General features: G+C 67.8%; 17 protein-coding genes. 10 read left to right on the forward strand and 7 right to left on the reverse strand.

What is annotated here, in order from left to right:
- The first annotated feature begins 14 nt into the window (after positions 1 to 14).
- Entirely contained in the window at positions 15 to 1,532 is a 1,518-nt protein-coding gene (locus J0J10_RS17625; protein WP_291647829.1) for a tripartite tricarboxylate transporter permease, read from the forward strand.
- Positions 1,533 to 1,560: 28 nt separating this feature from the next.
- Positions 1,561 to 2,478: a dihydrodipicolinate synthase family protein gene (locus tag J0J10_RS17630; RefSeq protein ID WP_291647831.1), complete on the forward strand. Its 918-nt coding sequence runs from the start codon at positions 1,561 to 1,563 to the stop codon at positions 2,476 to 2,478.
- A 126-nt stretch (positions 2,479 to 2,604) separates the two neighbouring features.
- Here the strand turns inward: J0J10_RS17630 and J0J10_RS17635 are convergent, their stop codons facing one another.
- Entirely contained in the window at positions 2,605 to 2,958 is a 354-nt protein-coding gene (locus tag J0J10_RS17635; RefSeq protein ID WP_291647833.1) for a VOC family protein, read from the reverse strand.
- A gap of 154 nt (positions 2,959 to 3,112) precedes the next feature.
- On the opposite strand from J0J10_RS17635, the gene J0J10_RS17640 reads away from it, so the two are divergent.
- The 6 genes from J0J10_RS17640 (at position 3,113) to J0J10_RS17665 (ending at position 15,810) form a co-directional block, all read left to right on the forward strand.
- Positions 3,113 to 3,868 (forward strand): fumarylacetoacetate hydrolase family protein, encoded by a 756-nt coding sequence (locus J0J10_RS17640; RefSeq protein ID WP_291647835.1) that lies wholly within the window; start codon positions 3,113 to 3,115, stop codon positions 3,866 to 3,868.
- 248 nt (positions 3,869 to 4,116) lie between these two features.
- The gene (locus tag J0J10_RS17645; RefSeq protein ID WP_291647960.1) at positions 4,117 to 6,069 is read left to right on the forward strand and encodes an autotransporter assembly complex protein TamA; all 1,953 of its coding nucleotides are present in this window, start codon (positions 4,117 to 4,119) and stop codon (positions 6,067 to 6,069) included.
- Positions 6,069 to 10,394, forward strand: a complete 4,326-nt coding sequence (locus tag J0J10_RS17650; protein ID WP_291647837.1) for a translocation/assembly module TamB domain-containing protein — start codon at positions 6,069 to 6,071, stop codon at positions 10,392 to 10,394. The genes J0J10_RS17645 and J0J10_RS17650 overlap by 1 nt, the downstream gene beginning before the upstream one ends.
- A 398-nt stretch (positions 10,395 to 10,792) precedes the next feature.
- The gene (locus J0J10_RS17655) at positions 10,793 to 12,232 is read left to right on the forward strand and encodes a porin (protein WP_291639518.1); all 1,440 of its coding nucleotides are present in this window, start codon (positions 10,793 to 10,795) and stop codon (positions 12,230 to 12,232) included.
- Between the two features lie 219 nt (positions 12,233 to 12,451).
- Positions 12,452 to 14,788, forward strand: coding sequence for an OmpA family protein (locus J0J10_RS17660; protein ID WP_291647839.1), 2,337 nt, complete (start codon positions 12,452 to 12,454; stop codon positions 14,786 to 14,788).
- Between the two features lie 11 nt (positions 14,789 to 14,799).
- Positions 14,800 to 15,810: a hypothetical protein gene (locus J0J10_RS17665; RefSeq protein WP_291647841.1), complete on the forward strand. Its 1,011-nt coding sequence runs from the start codon at positions 14,800 to 14,802 to the stop codon at positions 15,808 to 15,810.
- Between the two features lie 30 nt (positions 15,811 to 15,840).
- Here J0J10_RS17665 and J0J10_RS17670 read toward each other — a convergent pair whose 3' ends face one another.
- Both J0J10_RS17670 and J0J10_RS17675 read right to left on the reverse strand, forming a co-directional pair.
- On the reverse strand, positions 15,841 to 16,734 hold the full coding sequence (locus tag J0J10_RS17670; RefSeq protein WP_291647843.1) for an alpha/beta fold hydrolase: 894 nt from the start codon (positions 16,732 to 16,734) through the stop codon (positions 15,841 to 15,843).
- Between the two features lie 152 nt (positions 16,735 to 16,886).
- A complete protein-coding gene (locus tag J0J10_RS17675; RefSeq protein ID WP_291647845.1) occupies positions 16,887 to 18,974 on the reverse strand; it encodes a lytic transglycosylase domain-containing protein in 2,088 nt (695 codons plus the stop codon).
- Positions 18,975 to 19,206: 232 nt separating this feature from the next.
- Between J0J10_RS17675 and dapA the strand changes: the two genes are divergently transcribed.
- Both dapA and smpB read left to right on the forward strand, forming a co-directional pair.
- Positions 19,207 to 20,100 carry a 4-hydroxy-tetrahydrodipicolinate synthase gene (gene dapA, locus J0J10_RS17680; protein WP_291639528.1) on the forward strand — a complete coding sequence of 298 codons (894 nt, stop codon included), beginning with the start codon at positions 19,207 to 19,209 and terminating at the stop codon, positions 20,098 to 20,100.
- 53 nt (positions 20,101 to 20,153) lie between these two features.
- Positions 20,154 to 20,627, forward strand: a complete 474-nt coding sequence (smpB, locus tag J0J10_RS17685) for an SsrA-binding protein SmpB (RefSeq protein WP_291639530.1) — start codon at positions 20,154 to 20,156, stop codon at positions 20,625 to 20,627.
- Positions 20,628 to 20,812: 185 nt separating this feature from the next.
- Here the strand turns inward: smpB and J0J10_RS17690 are convergent, their stop codons facing one another.
- The 4 genes from J0J10_RS17690 to lepB all read right to left on the reverse strand — a co-directional run bounded on the left by J0J10_RS17690 (position 20,813) and on the right by lepB (position 24,017).
- On the reverse strand, positions 20,813 to 21,439 hold the full coding sequence (locus J0J10_RS17690; protein ID WP_291639532.1) for a LabA-like NYN domain-containing protein: 627 nt from the start codon (positions 21,437 to 21,439) through the stop codon (positions 20,813 to 20,815).
- A 181-nt stretch (positions 21,440 to 21,620) separates the two neighbouring features.
- The gene (era, locus tag J0J10_RS17695; RefSeq protein WP_291639534.1) at positions 21,621 to 22,532 is read right to left on the reverse strand and encodes a GTPase Era; all 912 of its coding nucleotides are present in this window, start codon (positions 22,530 to 22,532) and stop codon (positions 21,621 to 21,623) included.
- The gene (rnc, locus tag J0J10_RS17700) at positions 22,525 to 23,301 is read right to left on the reverse strand and encodes a ribonuclease III (protein ID WP_465247218.1); all 777 of its coding nucleotides are present in this window, start codon (positions 23,299 to 23,301) and stop codon (positions 22,525 to 22,527) included. Before rnc ends, era begins: the two co-directional genes overlap by 8 nt.
- Positions 23,253 to 24,017 (reverse strand): signal peptidase I, encoded by a 765-nt coding sequence (gene lepB / locus J0J10_RS17705; RefSeq protein ID WP_291647847.1) that lies wholly within the window; start codon positions 24,015 to 24,017, stop codon positions 23,253 to 23,255. The genes rnc and lepB overlap by 49 nt, the downstream gene beginning before the upstream one ends.
- Positions 24,018 to 24,072: the final 55 nt, after the last annotated feature.

The following is a 24,072-nucleotide window of genomic DNA, read 5'->3' on the forward strand; positions in this document are numbered from 1 at the left end:
AGCCGGAACGCCCCATGGAAAACTTCGCCTCGCTCCTCCACGGTTTCGAAGTTGCGCTGACCGCTCATCACATCGCGCTGATGATGGCCGGCGTGCTGCTCGGCATCCTCGTCGGCGTGCTGCCCGGGCTCGGCGCCCCGAACGGCGTCTCGCTGATGCTGCCGCTGACCTTCACCATGGACCCGGTCTCGGCGATCATCCTCTTGACCTCGCTCTATTGGGGCGCGCTGTTCGGCGGCTCGACCACCTCGGTCCTGTTCAACATTCCCGGCGAGCCGTCCTCCGTCGCCACCACCTTCGACGGCCATCCGATGGCCAAGCAGGGCAGAGCGGCCGAGGCGCTGTCCTTCGCCTTCCTCTCGGCCGGCTTCGGCGCCATGGCCGGCGTCATCCTGATCACGCTGCTCTCGGGCTGGGTTGCGCGCTTCGCGCTGAAATTCTCCTCGCCGGAGTATTTCGCGGTCTATTTCATGACCTTCGCCAGCTTTGTCGGCCTCGGCGGCGCTTCGCCCTTCAAGACGATCGTCTCGATGGCGATGGGCTTTGCCTTCGCCACGATCGGCATGGACTCGGTCTCCGGCAATGTCCGCCTGACCTATGAGTTCGACGTGCTGCTCGCCGGCGTCAGCTTCCTGATCGCGGTGATCGGCCTGTTCGGCCTCGGAGAATTGCTCCAGACCATGGAGGAGGGGCTGCGCTTCGACGGCGTCAAGGCCAAGGTGCGTCCCCGCGACGTGCTTCTGACCGCGCTCAAGCTGCCGCGCTACTGGTTCGCGCTGCTGCGATCCAGCATCATCGGCATCTGGATGGGCATCACGCCGGGCGGGCCGACCGCGGCCTCCTTCATGAGCTACGCCATGGCCAAGCGCTCCTCGCGCAACCCCGAGAAATTCGGCAAGGGCGAGCCCGAGGGCGTGATCTCGCCCGAGACGGCGGACCATGCTGCCGGCTCCGCCGCCATGCTGCCGATGCTGGCGCTCGGCATTCCCGGCTCGGCGACCGCAGCGGTGATGATGGGCGGGTTGATGATCTGGGGCCTCAACCCCGGCCCGATGCTGTTTGTCGAGCGTCCCGATTTCGTCTGGGGCCTGATCGCCTCGATGTATCTCGGCAACGTCGTCGCCGTTATCGTCGTGCTCGCCACCGTGCCGCTCTTCGCCTCGATCCTGCGCATTCCGTTCTCGATCATCGGCCCGGCCATCGTCGTGGTCTGCTTCATCGGCGCCTATACGGTGGCCAGCAAGGAGTTCGACATCTGGCTCGCGCTGGCCTTCGGCCTGGTCGGCTACTTCTTCAAGAAGCTCGACTATCCGATCGCGCCGCTGGTTCTCGCCATGGTCATCGGCGACAAGGCCGAGGACGCCTTCCGCCAGTCGATGATCTTCTCGCAGGGCTCGCTTTCGATCTTCTGGTCGAATCCGCTGGTCGGGTCGCTGATGGCGATCGCGCTCGCGCTTCTTCTCTTCCCGCTGTTGGGTTCGGCCAGGCGCGGCATTCGCAAGCTGACGACCGCCCGCGCCGCAAAGGCCTGACAGCTCCACCGCCGCAGAGAGTCCTGCCATGACCGAAGTCTACAAGGGCATTTTCCCGATCGCGCCGACGATTTTCCACGACAATGGCGACCTCGACATCGAGGGTAACAAGCGCGTCATGGATCTGATGATCGACCAGGGCGTCGACGGCATCTGCATCCTCGCCAACTATTCCGAGCAGTTCCTGCTCACCGACGAGGAGCGCCACCAGGTGATGCTGCTCTCGATCGAGCAGGTAGCGGGCCGTGTGCCGGTGATCGTCACCACCTCGCATTTCTCGACCCGCATCGCCGCCCAGCGCGCCAAGGCCGCCGCCGATGCCGGCGCCAAGATGCTGATGATGATGCCGCCCTATCACGGCGCCCTGCTCAAGGCCGACGAGGACGGCATGATCGAGCATTTCGCGCATGTCGCCGATGCCAGCGGCCTGCCGATCATCCTGCAGGACGCGCCGCTCGCCGGCGTCAACATGAGCGTGCCCTTCATGGTCCGGCTGGCGAAGGCGGTTCCGCTCGTCTGCTATTTCAAGATCGAGATCGCCGGTACCGCCAACAAGCTGCGCGCCCTGATCGAGGCCGGCGGCAAGGCGGTCGTCGGGCCGTTCGACGGCGAGGAGGCGATCACGCTGATGGCCGATCTCGACGCCGGCGCCACCGGGACGATGACCTCGGCCATGATCCCCGACCTGATCAAGCCGATCGTCACGGCGCATGCCGCGGGCGACCGCAAGAAGGCCGCCGCGCTCTATCGCGACGTCCTGCCGATCATCAATTTCGAGAACCGCCAGTGCGGCCTGCGCGCCACCAAGGCGCTGATGAAGGAAGGCGGCGTGATCAAGAGCGAGGCCGTCCGTCATCCGCTGGTGCCGCTGCACCCGAAGACCCGCGAGGGCCTGATCGAACTCGCGCGCGAACTCGATCCGCTGGCTCTGCGCTGGGGCAAGTGAGGCCAAGGTCCCTCGTCAGGCCCGGGCTTGGCCCGAGCCTCCCCTGAACGAGGTTCCCGGGTCCGCGCCTCAGAATTCGATCGAGGGGCGGACCCAGAGGTTTCGCCTGGGAACGACGGCGCGTCGTTAGCCCTTCGTCCAGACCGCGAGCTCATAGCCATCCGGATCGGCGAAGTGGAAGCGCCGGCCGCCGGGAAAGTCGAAAGTGGGCTGCACGATCCGCCCGCCGGCGGCCTCTATCGAGGCCTGGGCGGCGGAAAGGTCGTCCGCATAGAGGATGACCAGAGGTCCGCCCGGCCTCGGCGTGCCCTGCGTCGTGAACCCGCCTTCCAGCCGTCCATCGGCGAAGGCGCAGTATTGCGGGCCGTAATCCGTCATCGTCCAGCCGAAGGCGGCCTCATAGAAGGCCCGCGCCCGCGCAAGGTCGGCGACGACGAATTCGAGATAGTCGATACGGCGGTCGTTCTCTGATCTGGTCATCGAATCTCTCCTGATCGTTTCGGTCGCGTGAGTTCTAGCGCGCCGCCGGCCCGCGCCTGGCGGCAGCCGCCCCGGCGCCTGACGAATTCCCATTCGCAGACCGATGCTGTAGCCAAGGAAGCCTACGAGGCTGCTGCGACAGGAACCCAGCACGATGGCGACGACGATTGACACCCTTGCCGAGGCGCTGACCGCCGCACGCCGCGGCCACAGCCTGGTCGACATCTCGACCTTGCCGGTCCCGGCCGATATCGACGCCGCGCTCGCCGTGCAGGCCAAGGTCCAGAGGGCGATGGGCTATGCCGATGCCGGCTTGAAGGTCTCGATCGCCGAGGGCGGCCGCCCGATCGCCGCGCCGATGCCGGGGCCCTATCTGAAGTCCGGGGATACCTATCGCTCCGCCCATGGTGCCGAGCTGCGCGTCGAGATCGAGCTCGCGGTGCGGCTCGGGCGCGACATGCCGCTGCGGCCGGGCAACCCCTATACCCGCGCCGAGCTGATCGAGCATTGCGACGCCGCGCTGGTCGGGATCGAGATCGTCGAGAGCCGCATCGCCGACTGGACCCATGTCGCCTTTCCACTCTGGCTCGCCGATGCGCTTGGCCATGGTGGCTATTTCGTCGGCCCGGAGGTTCCGTTCAGCATCTTCGACGATGTCCGCTCGCTGACCTGCACGGTCGAGCTCGACGGCGATGTCCTCTATGACCGTCCGGCCGAGCACGCCAATGGCGATCCGCTCGTGACCGCGCTGGCCTGGGCCAATCGCCCGGCCGAGACGCCGCTCGGCGGCCTCAAGGCGGGGCAGGTCATCACCACCGGCAGCCTCTGCGGCGGCGTGCTCGCGCCGACGCTCGGCCCGGTGATCGCCCGGCTCGACCCGATCACGGCGATCTCCTTCGCGCTGGCGTAGGCGATTTGCGCTCGCGGGAACCCATGCCCGCGAGCGCTTTCGTTGCGGGGGCGTAACGCTACGTTTACCTCGCGGGTGCTCGGATTGTCGCTGCGGATCGGCAGCGTTGAATTGTGATCAACTGGCGGCAGGATCACAAAATGAACTCATTTTCTGCATTTTAGTCGCGTTGCGTTGGAGGTTTGATGCTGTCGAGACGGAGGAGGGGGCTCGGTATTGCGGGCGGGGGCTTGTGCGCTTTCGTCGTGATGCTTGTGGCCGAAACTCCGCCGGCCCGTGCCTTCGACCTGTCCTCGCTCGACGTCTTCGGACTGTTCGGTTCGAAGGAGAAGCCGCCGGCCGTCAGCGCCACCACGCTGCCCTACGAGCTGAACTTCGAGCTCGGCGACGCTTCCGATGCGAGCGCGCTGACGCGCAACCTGCAGGATGCCTCGCTCCTCTATCGCCTGAGGCAGGATGCGCCGCCCGACGGCGATACGCTGGCGCGCCGGGCCAGTGCCGATATCGACCCGATGCTCGATGCGCTCTGGGCGCGCGGCTATTTCAACGCCCAGGTCAGCATCGCCGTCGACGGAGCGGTCGTAAGCCAGGCCGGCGAGCCGCCGCCGGGCTTCGCCGCCGCGGCCGAGCGCTTTCGCAACCGTGCCCCGGCGCCTGTCGTCGTCACCGTCAATCCCGGGCCGCTCTTCACCCTGCGCAATGTCGACATCGTAGCCGGCGAGAAGCGTGATCCGACCGCGGTCATCGCCGATCCGGCCAAGGTCTCGGGGCTGAAGCCGGGCGATCCGGCCAGCTCGGCGTCGCTGCGCGCGGCGCAGGCGGCGCTGGTCGATTACTGGCGGGCCCATTCGCGCCCGCTCGCCAAGGTCGTCGAGATCCGGCCGGTGGTGGACCATGCCGCCAAGATCATGGACGTCTCTCTGGTCGTCGATCCCGGTCCGGTCGCCGGATTCGGCGAGTTCGGCATCGGCGAGACCGGCGACATCCCCGAGGCGGTGGTCCGCTCCTTCATCTATCTCGAGCCCGGTGATCCCTATTCGCCCAAGGAACTCGCCGATACCCGCAAGTCGATCGCGACGATTCCTGCCGTTGGCGCGGTGCGGATGCGTGAGGGCACGGCCCTCGATGCGCGGGGCAACCTGCCGATTTTCGTCGAGGTCTCCGAACGGCCCAAGCGCGTGGTCGGCTTCTCCGCGCGCTACTCGACCATCGATGGCCCGGCGGTGAGGACCTATTGGGAGCATCGCAATCTGTTCGGCGGGGCTGAACGGCTGCGCGTCGAGGGCGATCTCTTCTTCGCGCCGCGCATCGACGGCACCAAGATCCAGCGCTTCGGCGATTTCCTGCCATCCGATCTCGGCGGACGCTTCGCCGTCGGCTTCATGAAGCCGGCGCTCGGCGGCAGCCGCAACGATCTGCTGATCGATGTGGTCGGCACGCGCGAGCGCGTCGGCACCAACCGCTATGGCGGCTACACAGCCCGCTACGTCAACGGAACCGCCAGCATCCGCCATCGCTTCAGCGACAGCTTCTCGGTCCAGGCGGGGCTCGAGGTCGAGCGCGGGCAGACCAGCGACGTGCTCGGCCAGGTCGACTATCTGATCGCCGGCGTGCCGCTCTCGCTGCGCTATGATTCCACCGACAGCCTGCTCGATCCGACGCGTGGCATCCGCCTCACCGCTTCGGTCGCACCCTATGCCGCCTTCGGCGACACGGATGCACCCTTCCTGCAGAGCAAGGCTTCGCTGTCCGGCTATTACTCGCTCGACGAGGACAGCCGCTATGTGCTCGCCGGCCGGATCGGGCTCGGTTCGATCGCCGGTGCCGACCTCGGCGATATCCCGGCGACGCGGCGCTTCTATGCCGGCGGCGGCGGTTCGGTGCGCGGCTACGCCTACCGCACATTGTCGCCGCTCGGGCCGCTCGATCACCTCACCGGCGGGCGCAGCCTGTTCGAGGCCTCGGCCGAGGCGCGCATCAAGATCACCAACACGATCGGTATCGTGCCCTTCTTCGACGCCGGCATGGCCTTCGAATCGCAGGTGCCGAATTTCAAGGAGCGGCTGCAACTCGCCGCCGGGCTCGGCCTGCGGTATTATACGCCGATCGGGCCGATCCGCGTCGACGTCGCGGCCCCGCTCAACCCGCGCAAGGGCGACAAGCCCGTCGCTCTCTACATCAGCATCGGGCAGGCCTTCTGATGGGCGCGCTCCGTTTCCCAAAGCTGCTCGGCGCCATCGCGGCACTGCTCATCGCCGCAGGCGCCATGCTGCTCTCCGGCCTCGGCGGCTTCGCCCAGAACGCCGGCGAGCGCGGCGTCCTCGCCGATCTGATCTCCAAGGCGCTCTCGACCGATGGCAGCCAGGTCTCGATCGGCGCCGTCGACGGCGCGCTGTCTTCCGACGCGACGATCCGCGACATCGTCATCTCCGACAGCGACGGCCCCTGGCTTCGTCTCGACCGGGCGCGCCTGAGCTGGACGCGAAGCGCGCTCCTGCTGCGCCGGCTCGAGGTCAACCGGCTCGAGATCGGCAAGCTCGAGATCCTGCGCAGGCCGCTGCCGAATCCGGCCGCCGCGGCCGCCCAGGCCAGTGACGGCCCGCTTTTGCCCGAACTGCCGCTGAAGGTGGTCATCGAGGCCTTCCAGCTCGGCGAACTGGCGCTCGGGCCGACCGTGATCGGCGCGCCGGCACGGCTCACGGCCAATGGCGCCGCGCGGCTCGGCCCACCCAATGAGGGGCTCGATCTGCGCCTCGCCGGGCGCCGGCTCGACATGGGCGGCAGTCTCGACGTCAATCTGCGTTTCGTGCCGCAGACGACGCAGCTCCAATTGGCGGTCAAGCTCGACGAGCCGGAGGGCGGACTGCTGTCGACCATCGCCGACCTGCCCGATCGCCCTCCGGTCAAGCTCGACCTTTCCGGCGACGGCCCGCTCGACCGCTTCAAGGCGACGCTCGCCTTCAATGCCGGGCCGACCATCGGCGCCGACGGCACTGCCGACCTTTCGCGCCGCGGTGCCGGTCGCCGCCTGCTGCTCGCGCTCGATTCCCGTATCGCCGGCCTGATGCCGGCGCCGGTCGCACCGGTCTTCCAGGGCTCGACCCGGCTCGACGGCGCGGTCGGCTTCGCCGATGACGGCGCGGTCGCGGTCGAGGAGCTTGCGCTGGTCTCGGCCTTGGCCAGGCTCGATGTGAAGGGCCTCTACGGCGCCGACAAGAATCTCGATTTCACGGTGACGGCGGCGGCGCGCCCCAATGCCGAGGGCCGCACCGTCGCCTCGGGCGCCGAGATCGCCAAGCTCGCCTTCGACGCCAGGATTGAGGGGCCGGCTGCCGGGCCGCGCGTCGATGCCAGCCTGCAGGCCGAGGGCGCCTCGGTGCCGGCCGGCAAGCTCGGCAAGCTCGGCCTGACCTTCACCGCGACGCCGAGCGGCCCGCTCGGCGATCCCGCGACCCGGACGGTTCTGGTTTCCGATGGCGAGGCCTCCGGAATTGCGCTCGCCGATGCCGCGCTCGCGCGCTTCGTCGGCGACCGTGTCCGTTTCACCTTGCGCGGCACTGCCAGCGAGGGCGGCGGCGGCGCGTTCGAGACGCTGAAGCTCGCCTTCGGCGGTGCCGAGCTCGATTATGTCGGCCAGCTCGGCCCCAAGCGCATTCTCGGCAAGGCCCAGGCGCGCTTGCCCGACCTCTCCCGCCTGAGTGGCCTGGCCGAGCGCAAGCTCAAGGGGGCGGCGACCGTCGCCGCCGCGATCGATGCCGAGCCGCATCTCAAGAGCTATGCGGTGAAGCTCGACGGTTCGGCCGAGGCACTCGGCCTCGACCAGGCGGCGCTCGATCGCCTGCTGGCCGGCAAGCTGACGCTTGGCGGCGAAGTCCGGCTGCCGGGTGGTGGTGGGGTCATCGTCAACGGCCTGCGCATCGCCGGCACCCATGTCAGCGCCGCCGCGGACGGCGCGCTCGGCGCCCAGGGCTCGGATCTGCGCGCCAACATCGCGATTCCCGATCTGCGTCGCGCCGACGCCCGGCTGTCGGGGCAGGGCGCTTTCGACGCCACCCTGTCCGGCCCGCTCGACAAGCTCGATGCGACGCTGCGCGCCGGAATCAGCAACGCCACGGCGCTCGGCCGGCCGGTGCCGCGTCTGGCGCTCGATGCAGTGCTGCGCGACCTGCAAGGCGCGCTCACCGGCGAGGCCAAGCTCTCCGGCGAGGTCGAAGGCAGACCGGCGACCGGCATGGTGCGCTTCGCCAAGCGCGATCCCGGCGGCTGGAGCCTGCCGCAGCTCGACATCGCCATCGGCTCGGTCACGCTGAACGGCGTGCTCGATCTCGACGCCGCCAATCTCGCCGAAGGCACTCTGAAGCTCGCCGCCCGCAATCTCGACGACCTCTCCGCCCTGGCGCTCGCCAAGCTCGGTGGCCGCATCGACGCCGATCTGCGCCTCGCCCGGCCGAATGGCGGCCAGAACATCGACCTCAAGGCCAATGCGCAGCGCCTGTCGGCGCCGAGTCTGACGCTCGAGAAGCTCGACGCCACGCTCGCCGTCGTCGATGCCCTGCGCAAGCCGCGCATCGACGGCAATGTCCAGATCGACCGGGCCGTCATCGCCGGCGAGCCGGTCAGCGCGATCCGCCTGGTTTCGCAGGGCGCCGCCGAGACCAGCGATATCAGCCTCGACGCGTCCGCCCGCGGTTTTGCGCTCGCGGCCAAGGGCAGACTCTCTGTCGCCGAGCCGCTGCGCTTCGATCTGGCCAGCTTCAGCGCCAGCCGCGACGGCCGCCGCATCGCGCTTTCCAAGCCGGCGAGCTTCACCGCCATCGATGGCGGCGTCGCGATCCGCGATCTCGCCCTCGCCGTCGACGCCGGCCGCATCGTGCTCGACGGCGAGGCCGGACGCACCCTCGATCTGCGCTTCCAGGCGCAGAACGTGCCGCTCTCGGCGGCGCGGCTCGCCTCACCGGCGCTCAACCTCTCCGGAACGCTCGACGCCGAGGCGATGATCAAGGGCACGCCGGAGGTCCCGACCGGCCCGTGGCGGGTGAAGATCGCGCGCCTGGTCGCCCCGCAGACCCGCCAGGCCGGCCTGCCGCCGATCGAGATCGCCGGGCAGGGCACCCTGAACGGTCGCCAGACCAGCCTCGACGCCAGCCTCAATGCCGGCCGCTTCGTCGCCTTGACGGCAAAGGGCAGCGCGCCGCTCGGAGGTGCTGGCGCCCTCGATCTCACCATCCAAGGCCGGGTCGATGCGGCGCTGGCCAATACCCAGCTCGCCGCCGATGGCCGGAACCTGACCGGGCAGGTCGCCATCGACATGCGGGTCAGCGGAACGATGTCCGCGCCCCAGCTTGCCGGCGGTGCGACGCTCGCCAATGGCAGCTTCAGCGATGCCCTCCAGGGTGTGAGGCTGACCAGGCTCGAGGCGCGCCTCGCCGCGCGCGGGCCGGACCTCGCCATCGAACGTTTCTCGGCGCAGACCCCGGGCGGCGGCACGCTCTCGGCCAGCGGCAATGTCCGGCTTGATCCGGAGGCGGGTTTTCCGGGAACCATCCGCATCGAGGGCAAGCGTGCTCAGCTCGTCGCCAACGGGCTGGTGACCGCGGTCGCCGATCTCGGGCTCGATCTCGCCGGGCCGCTGGCGCAGCGCCCGCGAATCGCCGGGCGGATCGGCGTGGTTTCGATCGAGGTCGCCGTGCCGGACCGGCTGCCGTCGAGCCTGCGCCCCGTCGACGGCATCCGCCATGTCAATGCCAAGGGCCAGGCTGCGCAGCGGCTCGCGGCGCAGCGCAAGGCCCGGGCCGCGGCGCAGCGCAAGGGCGCCCGCGCGCCGGCCTTCGATGCCGCGCTCGACATCACGGTTTCCGCCCCGGGACGCGTCTTCATCCGCGGTCGCGGCATCGACGCCGAGCTCGGCGGTGAGCTGCGCGTCGGCGGAACCTCGGCGAATCCGTTACTGAACGGCGGGTTCGACCTGCGGCGCGGCCGGCTGAACGTGCTGAGCCAGCGCCTCGATTTCAGCCGCGGTCGCGTGACCTTTTCGGGGGACGTCATGCCGGAGCTGGATTTCGTCGCCGAAACGCGCGCCGCCGAGGTCACCGCGAGGATCATCGTCAGCGGGCAGGCGTCGGCGCCGGAATTCACCTTCAGCTCCTCACCGGAACTGCCGCCGGACGAGGTGCTGTCGCGGCTGCTCTTCGAACGCGCCTCCGGCTCGCTCTCGCCTTTCCAGGCCTTGCAGCTCGCCCAGACCGCGGCGCAGTTTTCCGGCGCCGGTGGCGAAGACGTCTTCGAGAAGCTGCGGCGCCAACTCGGGGTCGACAATCTCGACGTCCAGATGGGCCCTGACGGGCCGACGGTCGGCGTCTCGCGCGCATTGTCCGACAACATCACCCTCGGCGTGAAGGCGGGAGCCAAGCCTTCCGAAAGCGGTGTCTCGGTCGGCATCGACCTGACTCGGCGGCTGAAGCTCCAGGCCGAAACCAATGCCGACGGCAGCGCCGCGGTCGGTGTCGGTGCCGAATGGGAATATTGAGTCGGATCGCTCCGGGAATCACCGCTTCCCCGTGAGATCGCAGATTCGGCCCGGAAAGGGCCCGCGCCGGCCTATGATGAGGTCGTTCCGGTCCCCGCTGGTTAACAGTTCCCTAAGTTCCACGCTCAAAGCGTGGCAGGCGTGCAACACCAGGGTCCAAAGCGCCCGCTTGGCTGTGGGGTAGGTGCGATGGAGGTTGATCGCGGGGCGGGCATTCGTAATGGTGACTGTGCGGCGGGACATTCCCGGTCGCTGTTTTTCAACTTCGCCTCTGAGTGGTTCAGGGACGGGGGGGGAAGACCGGGATAGGTGGTTTCACCGGTGGGGTCTCCTGGGGCCGTCCGGATCACGAAGTCACCGAAGCCCGAGGGTCTCGAAACTCTTTTGGAGGTTATCAAATGAAGCTCGTTAAGAGCCTCCTCCTCGGTTCTGCCGCCGGTATCGCCGCGGTTGCCGGGGCTCAGGCCGCCGACCTTCCTTCGCGGAAGGCTGCTCCGGTCGAATACGTTCGCGTCTGCTCCGCTTACGGCGCTGGCTTCTTCTACATCCCCGGCACCGACACCTGCCTCCGCATCGGCGGTCGTGTTCGCGCTGAGTACGCTGTCGGCTCGCGTTATGGCGACGGCAATGACGCTTACGGCAGCCGCGCTCGTGGCCGTCTGAACGTCGACGCTCGTACCGCCACCGCTTACGGCACCCTGCGGACCTTCTTCCGCTATGAGCTGACCAACAGCACCGGCGTGTACAACAACACGATCGGCGGCAACCAGGGCATCGTCGTTCCGGGCGCTCCGCGCACCACCGGCGGCACCGCTGCTTCGGGCGCCAACCTCGATCTGGCCTTCGTCCAGTTCGGCCCGATCACCGCTGGTCGCGCTCAGTCGTTCTTCGACTTCTACGCCAACGACCTCGGCTTCACCACCGTTCGTACGGCTGACTCGCGTCTGAACCTGTTGGCCTACACCGCCACCTTCGGTTCGGGCTTCTCGGCCACCCTGTCGCTCGAAGATCGCGTCTCGGGTACCGGTTCGCGTGAAGCGGCTGTCGTCAGCCCCGGCGGCGTTTCCAACTACCTCGGTCAGGACTACCCGGACGTCGTCGCCTCGCTGCGCGTCGATCAGGGTTGGGGTTCGGCCCAGTTGTCGGCTGCTCTTACCCAGCGCAGCATCAACAACGCCGGCCTGAACACCGTGTTCGGTCCGGGCGGCGCTGCCGCCGGCAACCCGGCGATCGCCAACGGCGCTGGCGTCTTCGTCGGCAACAAGGACGAGATGGGCTGGGCCATCCAGGGTGGCGTGAAGATCAACCTGCCGATGCTTGCGGCTGGCGACTTCCTGTTCCTGCAGGCTGCCTACGCTGACGGCGCTCTCGGCTATCTCGGCTGGGGTGGCAACTTCGGTTCGGGCCGCATCGCCGCTCAGAACGCTGCGCTCGCGGTTGGTGACTTCGGCGTGAACGCGCTCGGTCAGGTCGACTCGTCGACCGGCTGGTCGATCGTTGCCGCTCTGCGTCACTTCTGGACCCCGACCCTGCGTTCGGAGCTCATCGCTTCGTACTCTGAGCTGAAGCTCGGCTACGTGCTGACCAATCAGGCCGTCGCTGGCCAGATTTCGCGTCCGCTCGATCCGAAGGAGCTCATCGTTGCTGGTAACCTGATCTGGTCGCCGGTTTCGGGTCTGGATATCGGCGTCGAGGTGCTCTACACCCGCACCGACATGCGCCAGTCGGTCCTGGCCTCGAACAACCTCGGCAACCGGGTTGCTCTGGCCAACGGTGGTTCGCTCGTGAAGGCGGACGACGCCTGGGCTGGCCGCTTCCGCATCCAGCGCGACTTCTGATCGATCTTCCGATCGTGATGATGGAAGCCCCGGGGAAACCCGGGGCTTCTTTCGTTTTGAGGATTTCGCGCACCGTTGGCCGCCAGCCGGGAGGGGAAGGGCGAATTCCAGGGCAGAAGCTTGCCGGCTTGCTTGACTTGCCAGTGTGATGAGGCCTGATTCTCACCGGTGCGAGGGACCGGATTCGGTTCGAGTCGGTGGCAGGGGCGAGGATCGGGGATGGCACGGCAGGCCGGTTGGCTGTGGGGGTTCGTTCCGCTGGCAGTGCTGTGGAGCTCGGCCAACCTGATTCAGAGCGAAGCGGTGCGCAAGGATGTCGAGGCGCGAGCTCTAGCCGCCGGTGCGCTCGCGGGCGCGGCTCCGGGGATCCGCGAGGTCTCGGCCCGGGTCGATGGACGCGACGTCTATCTCGATGGCGAGGCGACGAGCGCCGATGGCGCCGCCAAGGCGCTGGCGCAGCTGAAGGCGGAGTTCGGTGTCCGGCGGGTTCTCGGGGGTCTGACACAGGTCGTCGCGCAGAAGCCCTATAGCTGGTCGGCGAGCCGTGAAGCCGACAAGGTGACATTGACGGGTTTCGTGCCTGACGAGAGCACTGCGAGAGCCAATCTCGCCGCTGCGCGCGGCCTCGGAACTGCCTTGCGGATCGAGGACCAGCAGAAGATCGCTTTCGGTGCGCCGGCGGGTTTCCCGGCATTGACCGGGGCGATGATCGCGGATCTCGGCAGGCTCTCTGCCGGCAAGGTCGCGCTCGACGATACGCGCTTCTGTGTCGAGGGGACGGCTTCGTCGCCCGAAGCCTTCCTGGCGCTGCGCGCTGCCGCAGCGGCAGCCCCTCCTGCCGGCTTTTCGCGGGTCGATTGCGCGCTCAACCCGCCGGTCGTCTCTCCTTATGTCTGGAGCGCCGAGAAAAATGCGGCTGGGGCGGTTAGCCTGTCGGGCTTCTATCCGTCTGAAGCCGTCAAGAACGAAGTCTCGGGCCTTGCGGCGCGGGCCTTTCCCGAGGCGGGTGCCATTACTGACCGCACCCAGCCGGCGAGCGGCGAGCCACCGGCCTTCCTGGCGCGGGTCGGCCGGGCCCTCTCCGAGCTGGCGCGCCTGCGTAGCGGCAAGGTCGAGATCGACGGCACGCGCTACCGCATCGGCGGCGAGGGGCCGCAGGACTTCGCCGCCTGCGAGGCCTTGCGCCTGAACATCGCCCAGGCCGATGGTCCGGAATCGGTCGCACTGGCGGCGATCTCCTGCCCGCCGGCCCCTCCACCGCCACCGCCACCGCCGGTGCCGGTGATGCCGCCGCTGCCGGAGGCGCCGCCGCTCGATCTCAGCTTCGCGCCGCCAGCGCCTGCACCACCGGGGCCGCAGCCGCTACCGACGCCGGCGCCATCGGTTCCGGCCGTGGTCGTGGCTCCGCCCGCCCCGCCGACGCCTGTGCCGGCGCGCCCGTTGCAATGGCGTGCCGAGAAGACAGAGGCTGGAATCGCGCTCTCGGGCATCGCGCCCAACGCCGCCGCCCAGGCCGCTGCGGCGGAACTCGCCCGCGCCGCTCTGCGGGGCGGCGCGTTGACCGACCGGACGCGTGTCGAGCCCAATCTGCGCGACGCCGCCGATTTCGACGCCGTCACGCGCTTCGCCCTCGGACTGCTCGAGAAGATCGAGCGCGGCAGCGTCAGCCTGGCCGGCGGCAATCTCACGGTGACCGGCGCGGCGCGCGATCTGGCGAGCTGGACGGCCTTGCAGGAGGCACTGAAGGCGCAGTCCTTGCCCGCGGGGCTGGGATTGTCCGGCGCGCCGCTGCTGACCCTCAGCCGCTATGGCTTCTCCGCGGCGGTCGACAGGACAGGCGGAACGCTGTCGGGCCATCTGCCGGATGCCGGCTCGAAGCAGGCGATCGCCGAGCTGATCGAGGCCTCGCCCTTGCGCGGTAAGATTCGCGATGAGACGACGATCGTGCCTGCGGCTCCGGCCGGCTTCGGGGTCGCGGCCCGCAGCGCCGTGCAGGATCTGCTTCGGCTCGATCTGGGCTCCGTCGATCTCGTCGACCACGAGGTCAGTGTTCAGGGGCTGACCTGCCGCGAGCTGATCCGCTCGGAGGTCGAGACCAACGCCGCGAGCGGCTTGCCGGAAGGTTTCACCGGCAAGGCCGAGATCGGGATGCGCCAGACCGGCTGCGTCATCGATCCGCCGAGCACCTGCCAGAACGATCTCGATGCCCTGACCCAGCGCTATTACGTGATGTTCGGCCAGGGCACGGCGGTCGTGACGCTCGATTCGGTGACCGAAAGGGCGATGACCGAGGCCGCGGCGATCCTGAAACATTGCCCGGATACGCGTGTCACCGTCGAGGGCCATGCCAACATGGACGGCGAGCGCGCCGGCTTCAACAATCTCGATCTGTCCCGCCGGCGCGCCTTCCGTGTGCGCGAGGAACTCATCCGGCGCGGGCTGGAGCCCGAACAGCTCGAGGTCAAGGGCTATGGCGTCGACCGGCCGCTGGTCGCCCATGGCGACCCCGACGCCAAGGTCAAGAACCGCCGCGTTCAGTTCACCGTCGCGAAATAGGGCCGCACGCCATGCTGTATCTTGCGCTCCATTTCGTCTGGTTCCTGGTCGCAGCCTTCGCGATCGGCCTGGTGTTCGGCTGGTTGACCAGCCGCGATGGTCTGCGAACCCTGTTCGGTGGTCCGGCAATGCTGGTCGCCTTGCTCTGGGCCGGCGCCGCCGCACTGGTCTGGCTGCGCGTGCTGAACAACCAGCCGGCCTTCTGGGTCGAGACCGGGCTGCTTTATGTTGCGGTCTATGCGGCCGGCTGCGTTGTCGGCTCCCTGCTCAAGGGGACTGCGGCGGTCCCCGAAGCGGCGCTCGCGCTGCCGGCGCCACGTCTGGCGCTGCCGCAACCGGCGCGCGCCTTGCCCGCCCCGGGCATGGCGGCACGGGCCGGCTCCGCGGTCGCGCCAGAGCCAGCGCCCATGCCCAAGCTCGACGGTGAGGAGGCCATTGTCGGGCTCCGGCCGGCCGGCTATGTCGCGGCGCGCGGCGGCGCCGCCGACGATCTCAAATTGATCAAGGGCGTCGGGCCCCAGAACGAGGAGCGTCTGCATGCGCTCGGCATCTGGCATTTCAGCCAGATCGCCGCCTGGACGCCCGCAAACGTCGAATGGGTCGGCGCCTATCTCGCCTTTCCAGGGCGGATCGAGCGTGAGGAATGGGTCGCACAGGCCAAGGCGCTGGCCGGCGCGGCCCCAACGGCCGATCAGGTCGCGGCGGTGGCCCTGTCCGGGGCCGCTCTCGAGGGCATCTGTCCGGGCAATCTTCTGTCGGCCGCGCGCAGCGGCAAGCCCGACGATCTGACGTTGATCGATGGGGTCGGCCCGGTGGTCGCCGAGAAGCTGAACCGGCTCGGCATCTGGCATTTCGACCAGATCGCCCCGCTCGGCAGCGAGGAATTGCGTTATCTCGCCCATCATACCGGTTTTCCCGGACGCGATGTCGCCGAGCAATGGCGGGTCGAGGCCCGCATCCTCGCCGCCGGCGGCGAGACGGCGCATTCGCGCGCCGAGAAGGAGCGGCGCGGCAAGGATTGACGGCCGCGCCCGCTCGCGAAGCGGGCAGGCTCAGGCGGCGTGCTTCTCCGCCCGGCCGATCAGCCGGCCGATCCGCCTGGTCATGTCGCGGCTGCCGAGCAGCGGGGCGTGGCCCTGTCCGGGCGCGGTAAAGATCTCGCAATGCGGATGGCGCTGGCCCATTTCGAGCAATGTCTGCTCGGCCAGGAGGTCCGAGTTCTCGCCGCGGATTGCCAGTACCGGGACATGGTTGAGGGCTGCGAAATAGGGCCAGAGAACCGGCAGGGGCGCCTCGAGATCGAGCTCCTCGAGCGTCTTCAGCAGCCTGGGATCATAGTCGGGAACGAGCGTGCCATTGCGCTGCTTCCAGGTGCGCCGCGCCATGATCTCCCATTCGGCATCGCCGAACAGCGGGAATTGCTGGTCTGCGAGCCGCTTCAGGATCTCGGCCCCCTCAGCGAAGCTGCGCGGCGTCGGCAGCTTGCCGACATAGCCGCGGATGCGCAGCAGCCCGCGCGCGTCGATCACCGGGCCGACATCGTTGAACACCACGCCCTTGATCAGGCCGGGGCGCGCCACTGCGAGCGCCATGGTCAGGAGCCCGCCGCGGGAGGTTCCCACGAATGCGGCTTCCTCGATGCCGGTGGCGGCGAGAACCTGCATGAGATCGTCGAGCTCGACGCGGATCTCGTAATTGCGCCAGTCGCGGTCGTATTCCGAGCGGCCGCGTCCGCGATAGTCGAGCGCGAGAACCCGCCGGGGCTGCGCCGGGTCGCCGGAAAGCGCCAGTGCCAGCTCGTGGAAATCGGCGGCGGTGCGGGCGAGGCCCGGCAGGCAGACCACGGGCAGCGACAAGGCCGCAAGCGAGCCATAGTCGCGCACATGCAGCTTCAGCCCGTCGCGGGCGCTGATGAAGAGCGAGCGGAATCCGCTATCGGCGTCCATGGCGACCCATGTTTTCCAGCTGCGCCATTCCGGAACTGCTCCGCATCGCGGCAGCCGGAATGACACGTGTTTCCAGGTGACGGGAACGGCGCGTTCACGCTGCTTGTGACATGGCCCGCCTGCCATGGCCAAGGGCCATGGTGCCGTTCGCTTCACTCGCGCTTGCCGCCGCGCTTCAGATCCTGGTCGATCATGTAGGCGGTGCGCTGGTTCAGCCGCTGGCGATAGACCTGCAGGTTCTCCATGACGCGCTGGACATAGTTGCGCGTCTCGGTGAACGGGATGCGCTCGACCCAGTCGACGGCATCGACCTCCGGCAGCCTGGGATCGCCATAGGCGGTGATCCATTTCTTCACATTGCCAGACCCGGCATTATAGGCGGCGAAGGTCAGGATGTAGGAGCCGCGCCAGTCGCCGAGCAGGTCGTTGAGATGGGCGGCCCCCATCTGCGCCGAGTAGAGCGGGTCCCTGGTCAGGCGCTCGAGTTCGAAAGGCAGCTGTGCCCGCCTAGCCGTCTCGCGCGCCGTCGCCGGCATCATCTGCATCAGCCCGAGCGCGCCGGCATGCGAGACCGCCGCCGGATCGAAGGCGCTTTCCTGGCGGGCGATGGCATGGACGATGGCCCGCTCCATCGGATCGCCGACGGTCGGGAATTCCGGCACGCCGAAGGTCGGGAACGCCGCCTCGTCGAGGGGAAAGCCGCGCTGCAGGGCGATCTTGCCGATGGTGAGCAGAGTCTTGGCGTCGGCGCGCTGGCGCGCCATGTCGGCGATCGCCTCGAGCGCAGCGGTATCGTGCAGGCGTTGCGACAGGTCGATCAGCATCTGGCCGGCAAGGTCGGGCGCTTCGATGTCGTAGAGCAGCATGGCTGCCTTGAAGCCGGGCAGATGCGCGAGCGGCGCCGCGATGGTGCGGCGGACCGGCAGGTCGTTGAGGCCGAGCCGGGCCCGGGCGAGCTGGCCGTAATAGGCGACGGGGTGCTCGGCGGCACGGGCATAGAAGGCTTGTGCCGCCTCGGCCTTGTCGAGCGCGTCGGCTGCGCGGCCCTGCCAGTAGGCGGCGCGCGCCACCGAGATCGGCGTCTCCGCGATCTTGGCAGCCTCGGCGAAATGCTTCGCCGCCCGCTCGGCATCCTTCTCGAAGCGCAATGCGATCCAGCCGGCATGCCATTCGGCGTCGATGCGTTCGGCGGCGTCCTCGGCGCCGTGGCCGGAGACGACCGCATAGGCGGCCTTGGCGTCACCCTCATCGAGGAGCTTGCGGGCGACCAGCCGGCGTTCCGTCCACCAGCCATCGCCATCGCCGAGCAGGGCCGGATCGCGCGGGATATCGGCCAGGGCCTTGGCCGCGTCGGCCGCCTTGCCGCTGCGGCGGGCCTGTTGCGCCTGCAGGAAGGCGAAGGAAATGTCCTTCTTCAGGGCGGCCGGCACGGCCTCGATCTGCTTTTGCGCGATCGGGCCCTTGGCCTTTGCCGAGGCAAGCCTGACTTTCGCCAGTGCGACATAGTCCTTCGACACGCGGGCGGCATTGCGCAGTGCCGCTTCGCCATTCCCGGCGAAGAGATAGCGCTCGGCGCGCAGGCGGTGATGGGCGGGCGTCAGCTTGTCGCCGAAATTGTCGAGGACGATCTTCTCGAGTCCGGCGCCGAGATGGTCTTTGAGCCAGGTTCGGCGCGCGAGCGCGAAGGCCTCGTCCTGACGTCCCTCGGCGGCCAGTGCGCGGGCGAGCGCGACGCGGCCGGCCGGGCTGATCGGCTCGCGGCCATGGAAGAACCGCCGGATGGTGTCGGGCCGGCGCCGGTCGGTGACCAGGGCCGCTTCGGCCCGGCGGCGGAAAGGCGTGGTGCCCGGATAGTTCGGGAACTCGTCGAGAAACTCGGCAATGCGTTCGAAGCTCACGACATTGGTCAGGCTGCGCAGCGCGACCCATTCCAGCATGCCGCGCACCGCCTTGTCCTCGATGCCACGGGCGATGCCGTCGCCTTCCTCGAGTTTGCCGGTGCGATAGGCGGCGACCGCCTTCTTCAGTGGGGCGAGGTCGACCCGCTCTTCCGGCTGGATGATTTCGGCCGGGGGGAGGGGCGAGACGGGCGGCTCCGTCTGCGGCGCGAGCGAGGCGGTCACGCCGACATCGACATTGCTGCTTCCGGCATCTGCTGCGCGCGTGTCGACGCTCGCCAGTCGCTCCTCCTGGAAGGGGTGCGAGCCGTCTGGACCCGCGGTGCAGGGTCCGGTTGTCACCAGAATGAGCGTCAGGCCAGCTCCGAAGAACCGTCGGCCCGGCGATAGCGCCATCAAGGGTCCCCCCAAGCAAGCCGGATCGTAGCAGTAAGCCATGCTCCCGCAGGGAGCTTTACGAAGTCCTAACTATGCGGCCACGATTTTTGATGGGTTGCCGGCTTTGCGGACTGCGGCTGAAAGGCTATGTCTGTCGCCCGTTTCTCGCGCAACTATGTCGATTTCAGGACCGCCCATGACCAAGCATGCGCCTTTCACCGGTTCGCTCACTGCGCTGGTGACGCCGTTCAAGGACGGCAAGATCGATGAGGCATGCCTTCGGGCGCTGGTCGATTGGCAGATCGAGAGCGGCAGCCACGGGCTCGTGCCCGTCGGCACCACCGGCGAGAGCCCGACCCTGAGCCATGACGAACATGGCCGCGTCACCGAGATCGTCATCGATCAGGCCAAGGGCAGGGTGCCGGTGATCGCCGGCGCCGGCTCCAACAACACGATCGAGGCGATTTCGCTGGCCAGGCATGCCGAGAAGGCCGGCGCGCAGGGCGTGCTGGTGGTGACGCCCTATTACAACAAGCCGACCCAGGAGGGCTTGTACCAGCACTTCAAGGCGGTGAACGACGCGATCGGCATCCCGATCATCATCTACAACATCCCGCCGCGCTCGGTGGTCGACATGTCGGTCGAGACCATGAAGCGGCTCTACGAGCTGAAGAACATCGCCGGGGTCAAGGACGCCACCGCCAATCTCGCGCGTGTTTCGCAGCAGCGCCATGCCATGGGGCCGGACTTCATCCAGCTCTCGGGCGAGGACATGACGGCGCTGGCCTATATGGCCGCCGGTGGCCATGGCTGCATCTCGGTCGTCGCCAATGTCGCGCCCAAGCTCTGCGCCGAGCTGATGGTCTGCGCGCTGAAGGGCGACTATGCCGGCGCGCTGAAGCTGCAGGACCGGCTGGTGCCGCTGCATGACGCCGTGTTCAAGGAGCCGGGCCTGGCCGGAGCCAAGCACGGGCTGAAGCTGCTCGGCCGGGCCGGGGAGGAGGTCCGCATGCCGCTATTGCCGGTGACGCCGGCCACCGGCGAGATCATTCGCGGCGCCATGGTTCACGCCGGGCTGCTCAATGCTTAAGTGAGGCTGTCGGCGGCCGCCAGTCGCGGCCGCCGGACGCCGGAGTTTCCTGAATGACCAAGCCTGATCCCGAGCGCTACAAGCTCGCGGCCGATAATCGCAAGGCCCGCTACAACTACGCGATCACCGAGACGCTGGAAGCCGGGATCGCCCTGCAGGGCACCGAGATCAAGTCGCTGCGCGGCGGCAGGGCGACGATCGGCGAGAGCTATGCCGGCCCGATGGGCGACGAGCTCTTCCTGTTCAACGCCCATATCCCGGAATATCTCGAGGCGAACCGCTTCAACCACGATGTTCGCCGGCCGCGGAAGCTGCTGCTGCACCGCCGCCAGATCAACAAGCTCATGGGCGCGATCCAGCGCGAGGGCTTCACCGTGATTCCGCTCAAGGTCTATTTCAACGAGAAGGGCCGGGCCAAGGTCGAGCTCGGTCTCGGCAAGGGCAAGAAGCTGCACGACAAGCGCGAGAGCGAGAAGGCCCGTGACTGGAACCGCGACAAGGCGCGAATCCTGAAGACCGGCGGATAGTGTCGCCGCGGCTATTCTAACCCGACCATCCTCGTCATTTCGGACAAGCGGCGCAGCCGCGCCACTCTGGAATCCATTGTAGGGCGCAGAGCCTTACGATGGATTACGGCGCTCCGCTTCGCTGCGGCCGGAATGACGGGAAGAGGCTGGCCGCGGCATTTGGAGGGCGAACGACTATTGGGCTCTCAGCTATCGGTCGGCTCGTCGCTCTGGCGGATGCCGTAGCGCCGCTCGAGACCGGGATGGCTGGGAGCGCCATGGCCGGCAGGACCGCGCGGACTCCGCTCGGTGGGATCGCGCCCGACCTTCTGCATGAGGTTGCCGAGCTCGACGAACTCGTCGCATTGCCGGCGCAGATCGTCGGCGATCATCGGCGGGCTGGTGTTGATGGTCGAAACCACCGAGACCTTGACGCCCTTGCGTTGCACCGCCTCGACCAGCGGACGGAAATCGCCATCGCCCGAGAAGAGATAGATATGGTCGAGATAGGGGGCGAGCTCGAGCATCTCGATCGCCAGCTCGATGTCCATATTGCCCTTGACGCGCCGGCGCCCGCTCGCGTCGGTGAACTCCTTCGCCGCCTTGGTGATGACCCGGTAGCCGTTATAGTCGAGCCAGTCGACCAGCGGGCGGATCGAGGTGTATTCCTCGCTCTCGATCAGGGTGGTGAAGTAGAAGGCGCGGATCAGGTTGCCGCGGCCCTGGAACTCCTTGAGCAGCCGGCGATAATCCATGTCGAAGCCGAGCTGCTTCGAGGTCGCATAGAGATTCGCGCCGTCGATGAAGAGGGCGATGCGTGACTCGGCTGCCATGGCAATAACTCCCGCTCAAATAGGCTTCGACAAAAGGGATCGAGAAAAATGACGGTCTAACAATGTCTATTGACGGTCGAAATTCCGGCGCGGGCGGGAAATTCCGTGGCACCTCGCCGGAGCGGTGCCTGCGCGGCGCCCGGCTGACGAGGTCATTATCCTCGCCGCAGGGGCGTGCGCCTCAGCCCTTCGGGAATTCCAGCCCCATTTCGCGGTAGCGCTCGGGATCGTCGCTCCAGTTTTCGCGGACCTTGACGAACAGGAACAGGTGGACCTTCGCCTCGGCCGCTTCGGCGATCTCGACGCGTGCCTTCTGGCCGATCGCCTTGATCGTCTGTCCGCCCTGGCCGAGCACGATCTTGCGCTGGCTTTCGCGCTCGACATAGATCGTCTGCTCGATCCTGACCGAGCCGTCCGGCCGCTGCTGCCAGCTTTCGGTCTCGACGGTCGAGCGATAGGGCAGCTCGTCATGCAGCCGCTCGAACATCTTCTCCCGCGTGATCTCGGCGGCGAGGAAGCGCAGCGGCGCATCGGAAATCTGGTCTTCCGGATAGAGCCAGGGACCAGGCTTAAGCCGCGTCTCGAGCCAGCTCAGGATGTCCTTGATGCCGTAGCCGGTCAGGGCCGCGATCATGAAGGTGGTCTCGAACTTACCGCGCTCGTTGAGCTGCGCGGTGATCGTGAGCAGCTTCTCCTTGGCGACCGTGTCGATCTTGTTGAGGATCAGGAATTTCGGCTGCTTCAGCTCGGCGAGCTTCTCGAGCAGCCGGGTGTTCTCCTCATGGTCGAAGCGCTCGACATCGATCAGCACGCCGATCAGGTCGGCATCGCTTGCGCCGCCCCAGGCGCTGGTCACCATGGCGCGGTCGAGCCGGCGCTTCGGCGCGAAGATGCCGGGCGTGTCGACGAAGATGATCTGGGCCGGGCCGGACAGCGCGATGCCCCGTACCTGGGTCCGCGTGGTCTGCACCTTGCGCGAGACGATCGAGACCTTGGCGCCGACGAGCTGGTTCAGCAGCGTCGACTTGCCGGCATTGGGGGCGCCGATCAGCGCGACGAAGCCGCATCGGGTCGGCAGTTGAGGCTCAGCCATGCTCGCCCTCCGCATTCTCGTTCCACAGGCCCTGCCGGCGCAGGAGCGTTTCGGCGGCGGCCTGCTCGGCGAGACGCTTCGAGCGTCCCTCGGCTTCCGCTTCCACCAGGGTTCCGATCCGTACCACGATCCGGAACACCGGGGCATGGTCGGGCCCGGAGCGGCCGAGCTCGGCATAGGTCGGCGTCGGATGGCCCTGGCCCTGCGCCCACTCCTGCAACGCCGTCTTGGCGTCGCGCAGCGGCGTTGCGGGCTTGAGCAGGCGCTGGCCGAAGCCGGCCTCGACCAGCTTGCGGGCGGCCGCATAGCCGCCATCGATGAAGACGGCGCCGATCACGGCTTCGCAGGCATCGGCCAGGATCGCCTTGTTCTTGCGGGCGCCGGCCAGAATCTCGCCTTCGCCGAGCCGCAGATTGGGGCCGAGCTCCCAGGCCGTAGCGACCTCGGCACAGGTTTCCTTGCGCACGAGATCGGCGAGGCGACGTGACATGTCGCCTTCCTCGGCCTGCGGGAAGGTGGTGAACAGCATGTCGGCTATAGAGAGACCGAGCACCCGGTCGCCGAGGAATTCGAGGCGCTGATAGCTGGCCAGCCGCCGCTGATCGGCGCTCATATGGGTCAGCGCCGTCTCCAGCAGGGAGCGCTCGGCGAAGCGATGGCCGAGCCGTGCTTCCAGCCGCGCGAGATCCGGCAGCTTGCGGCCGGTTTCACCAGGTTTCGTCACTTGATCGTCGTGAACATGCGGCTCCAGCGCACCGTCCAGGGCCATTCCCAGAGGCGCCAGGCGGAGGCGCCTTCGTCGATCGAGAAGAAGATGATCTCGGCGCGTCCGACGAAATTCTCGAAAGGCACATAGCCGACGCTGCGATCGCGCGAATCCAGCGAGTTGTCGCGGTTGTCGCCCATCATGAAGAAGTGGCCGGCCGGAACCTGGAAGACCGGCGTGTTGTCGAAGGTGCCGGTGTCGCCCTCGCGCTCGATGATCTGGTGGCTGACGCCGTTGGGCAGCGTCTCGCGATACTGGATCGCCGGGGTGGTGCGGCCCCACGGGTCGGTGGTGACGAAGTCGGCGATGCGCTCGCGCTTCACCGCCTGGTTGTTGATGTGCAGTACGCCGTCGATCATCTGGATCCGGTCGCCCGGCAGGCCGATGACGCGCTTGATGTAGTCGGTCGAATTGTCGCTCGGCAGCTTGAACACGGCGATATCGCCGCGCTTCGGCTCAGCCGCCCAGACGCGGCCGTTGAAAAGCGGCGGGCTGAACGGCACCGAGTGCTTGGAATAGCCATAGGTGTACTTCGAGACGAAGAGGTAGTCGCCGATCAGCAGCGTCGGGATCAGCGAGCCCGAGGGGATGTTGAAGGGCTGGAACAGCAGGGTGCGGATCACCAGCGCGATCAGCAGCGCCTGGACGACGACCTTGACCGTCTCCAGGAACCCGCCTTCGTCCTTGGCCTTGCTCTTGATTTCGGCGTCGTTGGCCACAAGGGGCTCCCGCTGGCTACCTGTTCGAATGCGCGGTCTAGCCGAATGTCGGGCG

It is taken from the genome of Allobosea sp. (assembly GCF_017308075.1).
In the GTDB taxonomy this organism is placed as follows: domain Bacteria; phylum Pseudomonadota; class Alphaproteobacteria; order Rhizobiales; family Beijerinckiaceae; genus Allobosea.

Bases quoted from the DNA above. Each gene is read 5' to 3' on its own strand.
- J0J10_RS17670 (WP_291647843.1), bottom strand. From the start codon at position 16,734: ATGGACGCCGATAGCGGATTCCGCTCGCTCTTCATCAGCGCCCGCGAC.
- J0J10_RS17690 (WP_291639532.1), bottom strand. From the start codon at position 21,439: ATGGCAGCCGAGTCACGCATCGCCCTCTTCATCGACGGCGCGAATCTC.
- J0J10_RS17630 (WP_291647831.1), top strand. From the start codon at position 1,561: ATGACCGAAGTCTACAAGGGCATTTTCCCGATCGCGCCGACGATTTTC.
- era (WP_291639534.1), bottom strand. From the start codon at position 22,532: ATGGCTGAGCCTCAACTGCCGACCCGATGCGGCTTCGTCGCGCTGATC.
- J0J10_RS17645 (WP_291647960.1), top strand. From the start codon at position 4,117: ATGCTTGTGGCCGAAACTCCGCCGGCCCGTGCCTTCGACCTGTCCTCG.
- J0J10_RS17640 (WP_291647835.1), top strand. From the start codon at position 3,113: ATGGCGACGACGATTGACACCCTTGCCGAGGCGCTGACCGCCGCACGC.
- J0J10_RS17625 (WP_291647829.1), top strand. From the start codon at position 15: ATGGAAAACTTCGCCTCGCTCCTCCACGGTTTCGAAGTTGCGCTGACC.
- rnc (WP_465247218.1), bottom strand. From the start codon at position 23,301: ATGGCCCTGGACGGTGCGCTGGAGCCGCATGTTCACGACGATCAAGTG.
- J0J10_RS17660 (WP_291647839.1), top strand. From the start codon at position 12,452: ATGGCACGGCAGGCCGGTTGGCTGTGGGGGTTCGTTCCGCTGGCAGTG.
- dapA (WP_291639528.1), top strand. From the start codon at position 19,207: ATGACCAAGCATGCGCCTTTCACCGGTTCGCTCACTGCGCTGGTGACG.
- J0J10_RS17650 (WP_291647837.1), top strand. From the start codon at position 6,069: ATGGGCGCGCTCCGTTTCCCAAAGCTGCTCGGCGCCATCGCGGCACTG.
- J0J10_RS17655 (WP_291639518.1), top strand. From the start codon at position 10,793: ATGAAGCTCGTTAAGAGCCTCCTCCTCGGTTCTGCCGCCGGTATCGCC.
- smpB (WP_291639530.1), top strand. From the start codon at position 20,154: ATGACCAAGCCTGATCCCGAGCGCTACAAGCTCGCGGCCGATAATCGC.
- J0J10_RS17665 (WP_291647841.1), top strand. From the start codon at position 14,800: ATGCTGTATCTTGCGCTCCATTTCGTCTGGTTCCTGGTCGCAGCCTTC.
- J0J10_RS17635 (WP_291647833.1), bottom strand. From the start codon at position 2,958: ATGACCAGATCAGAGAACGACCGCCGTATCGACTATCTCGAATTCGTC.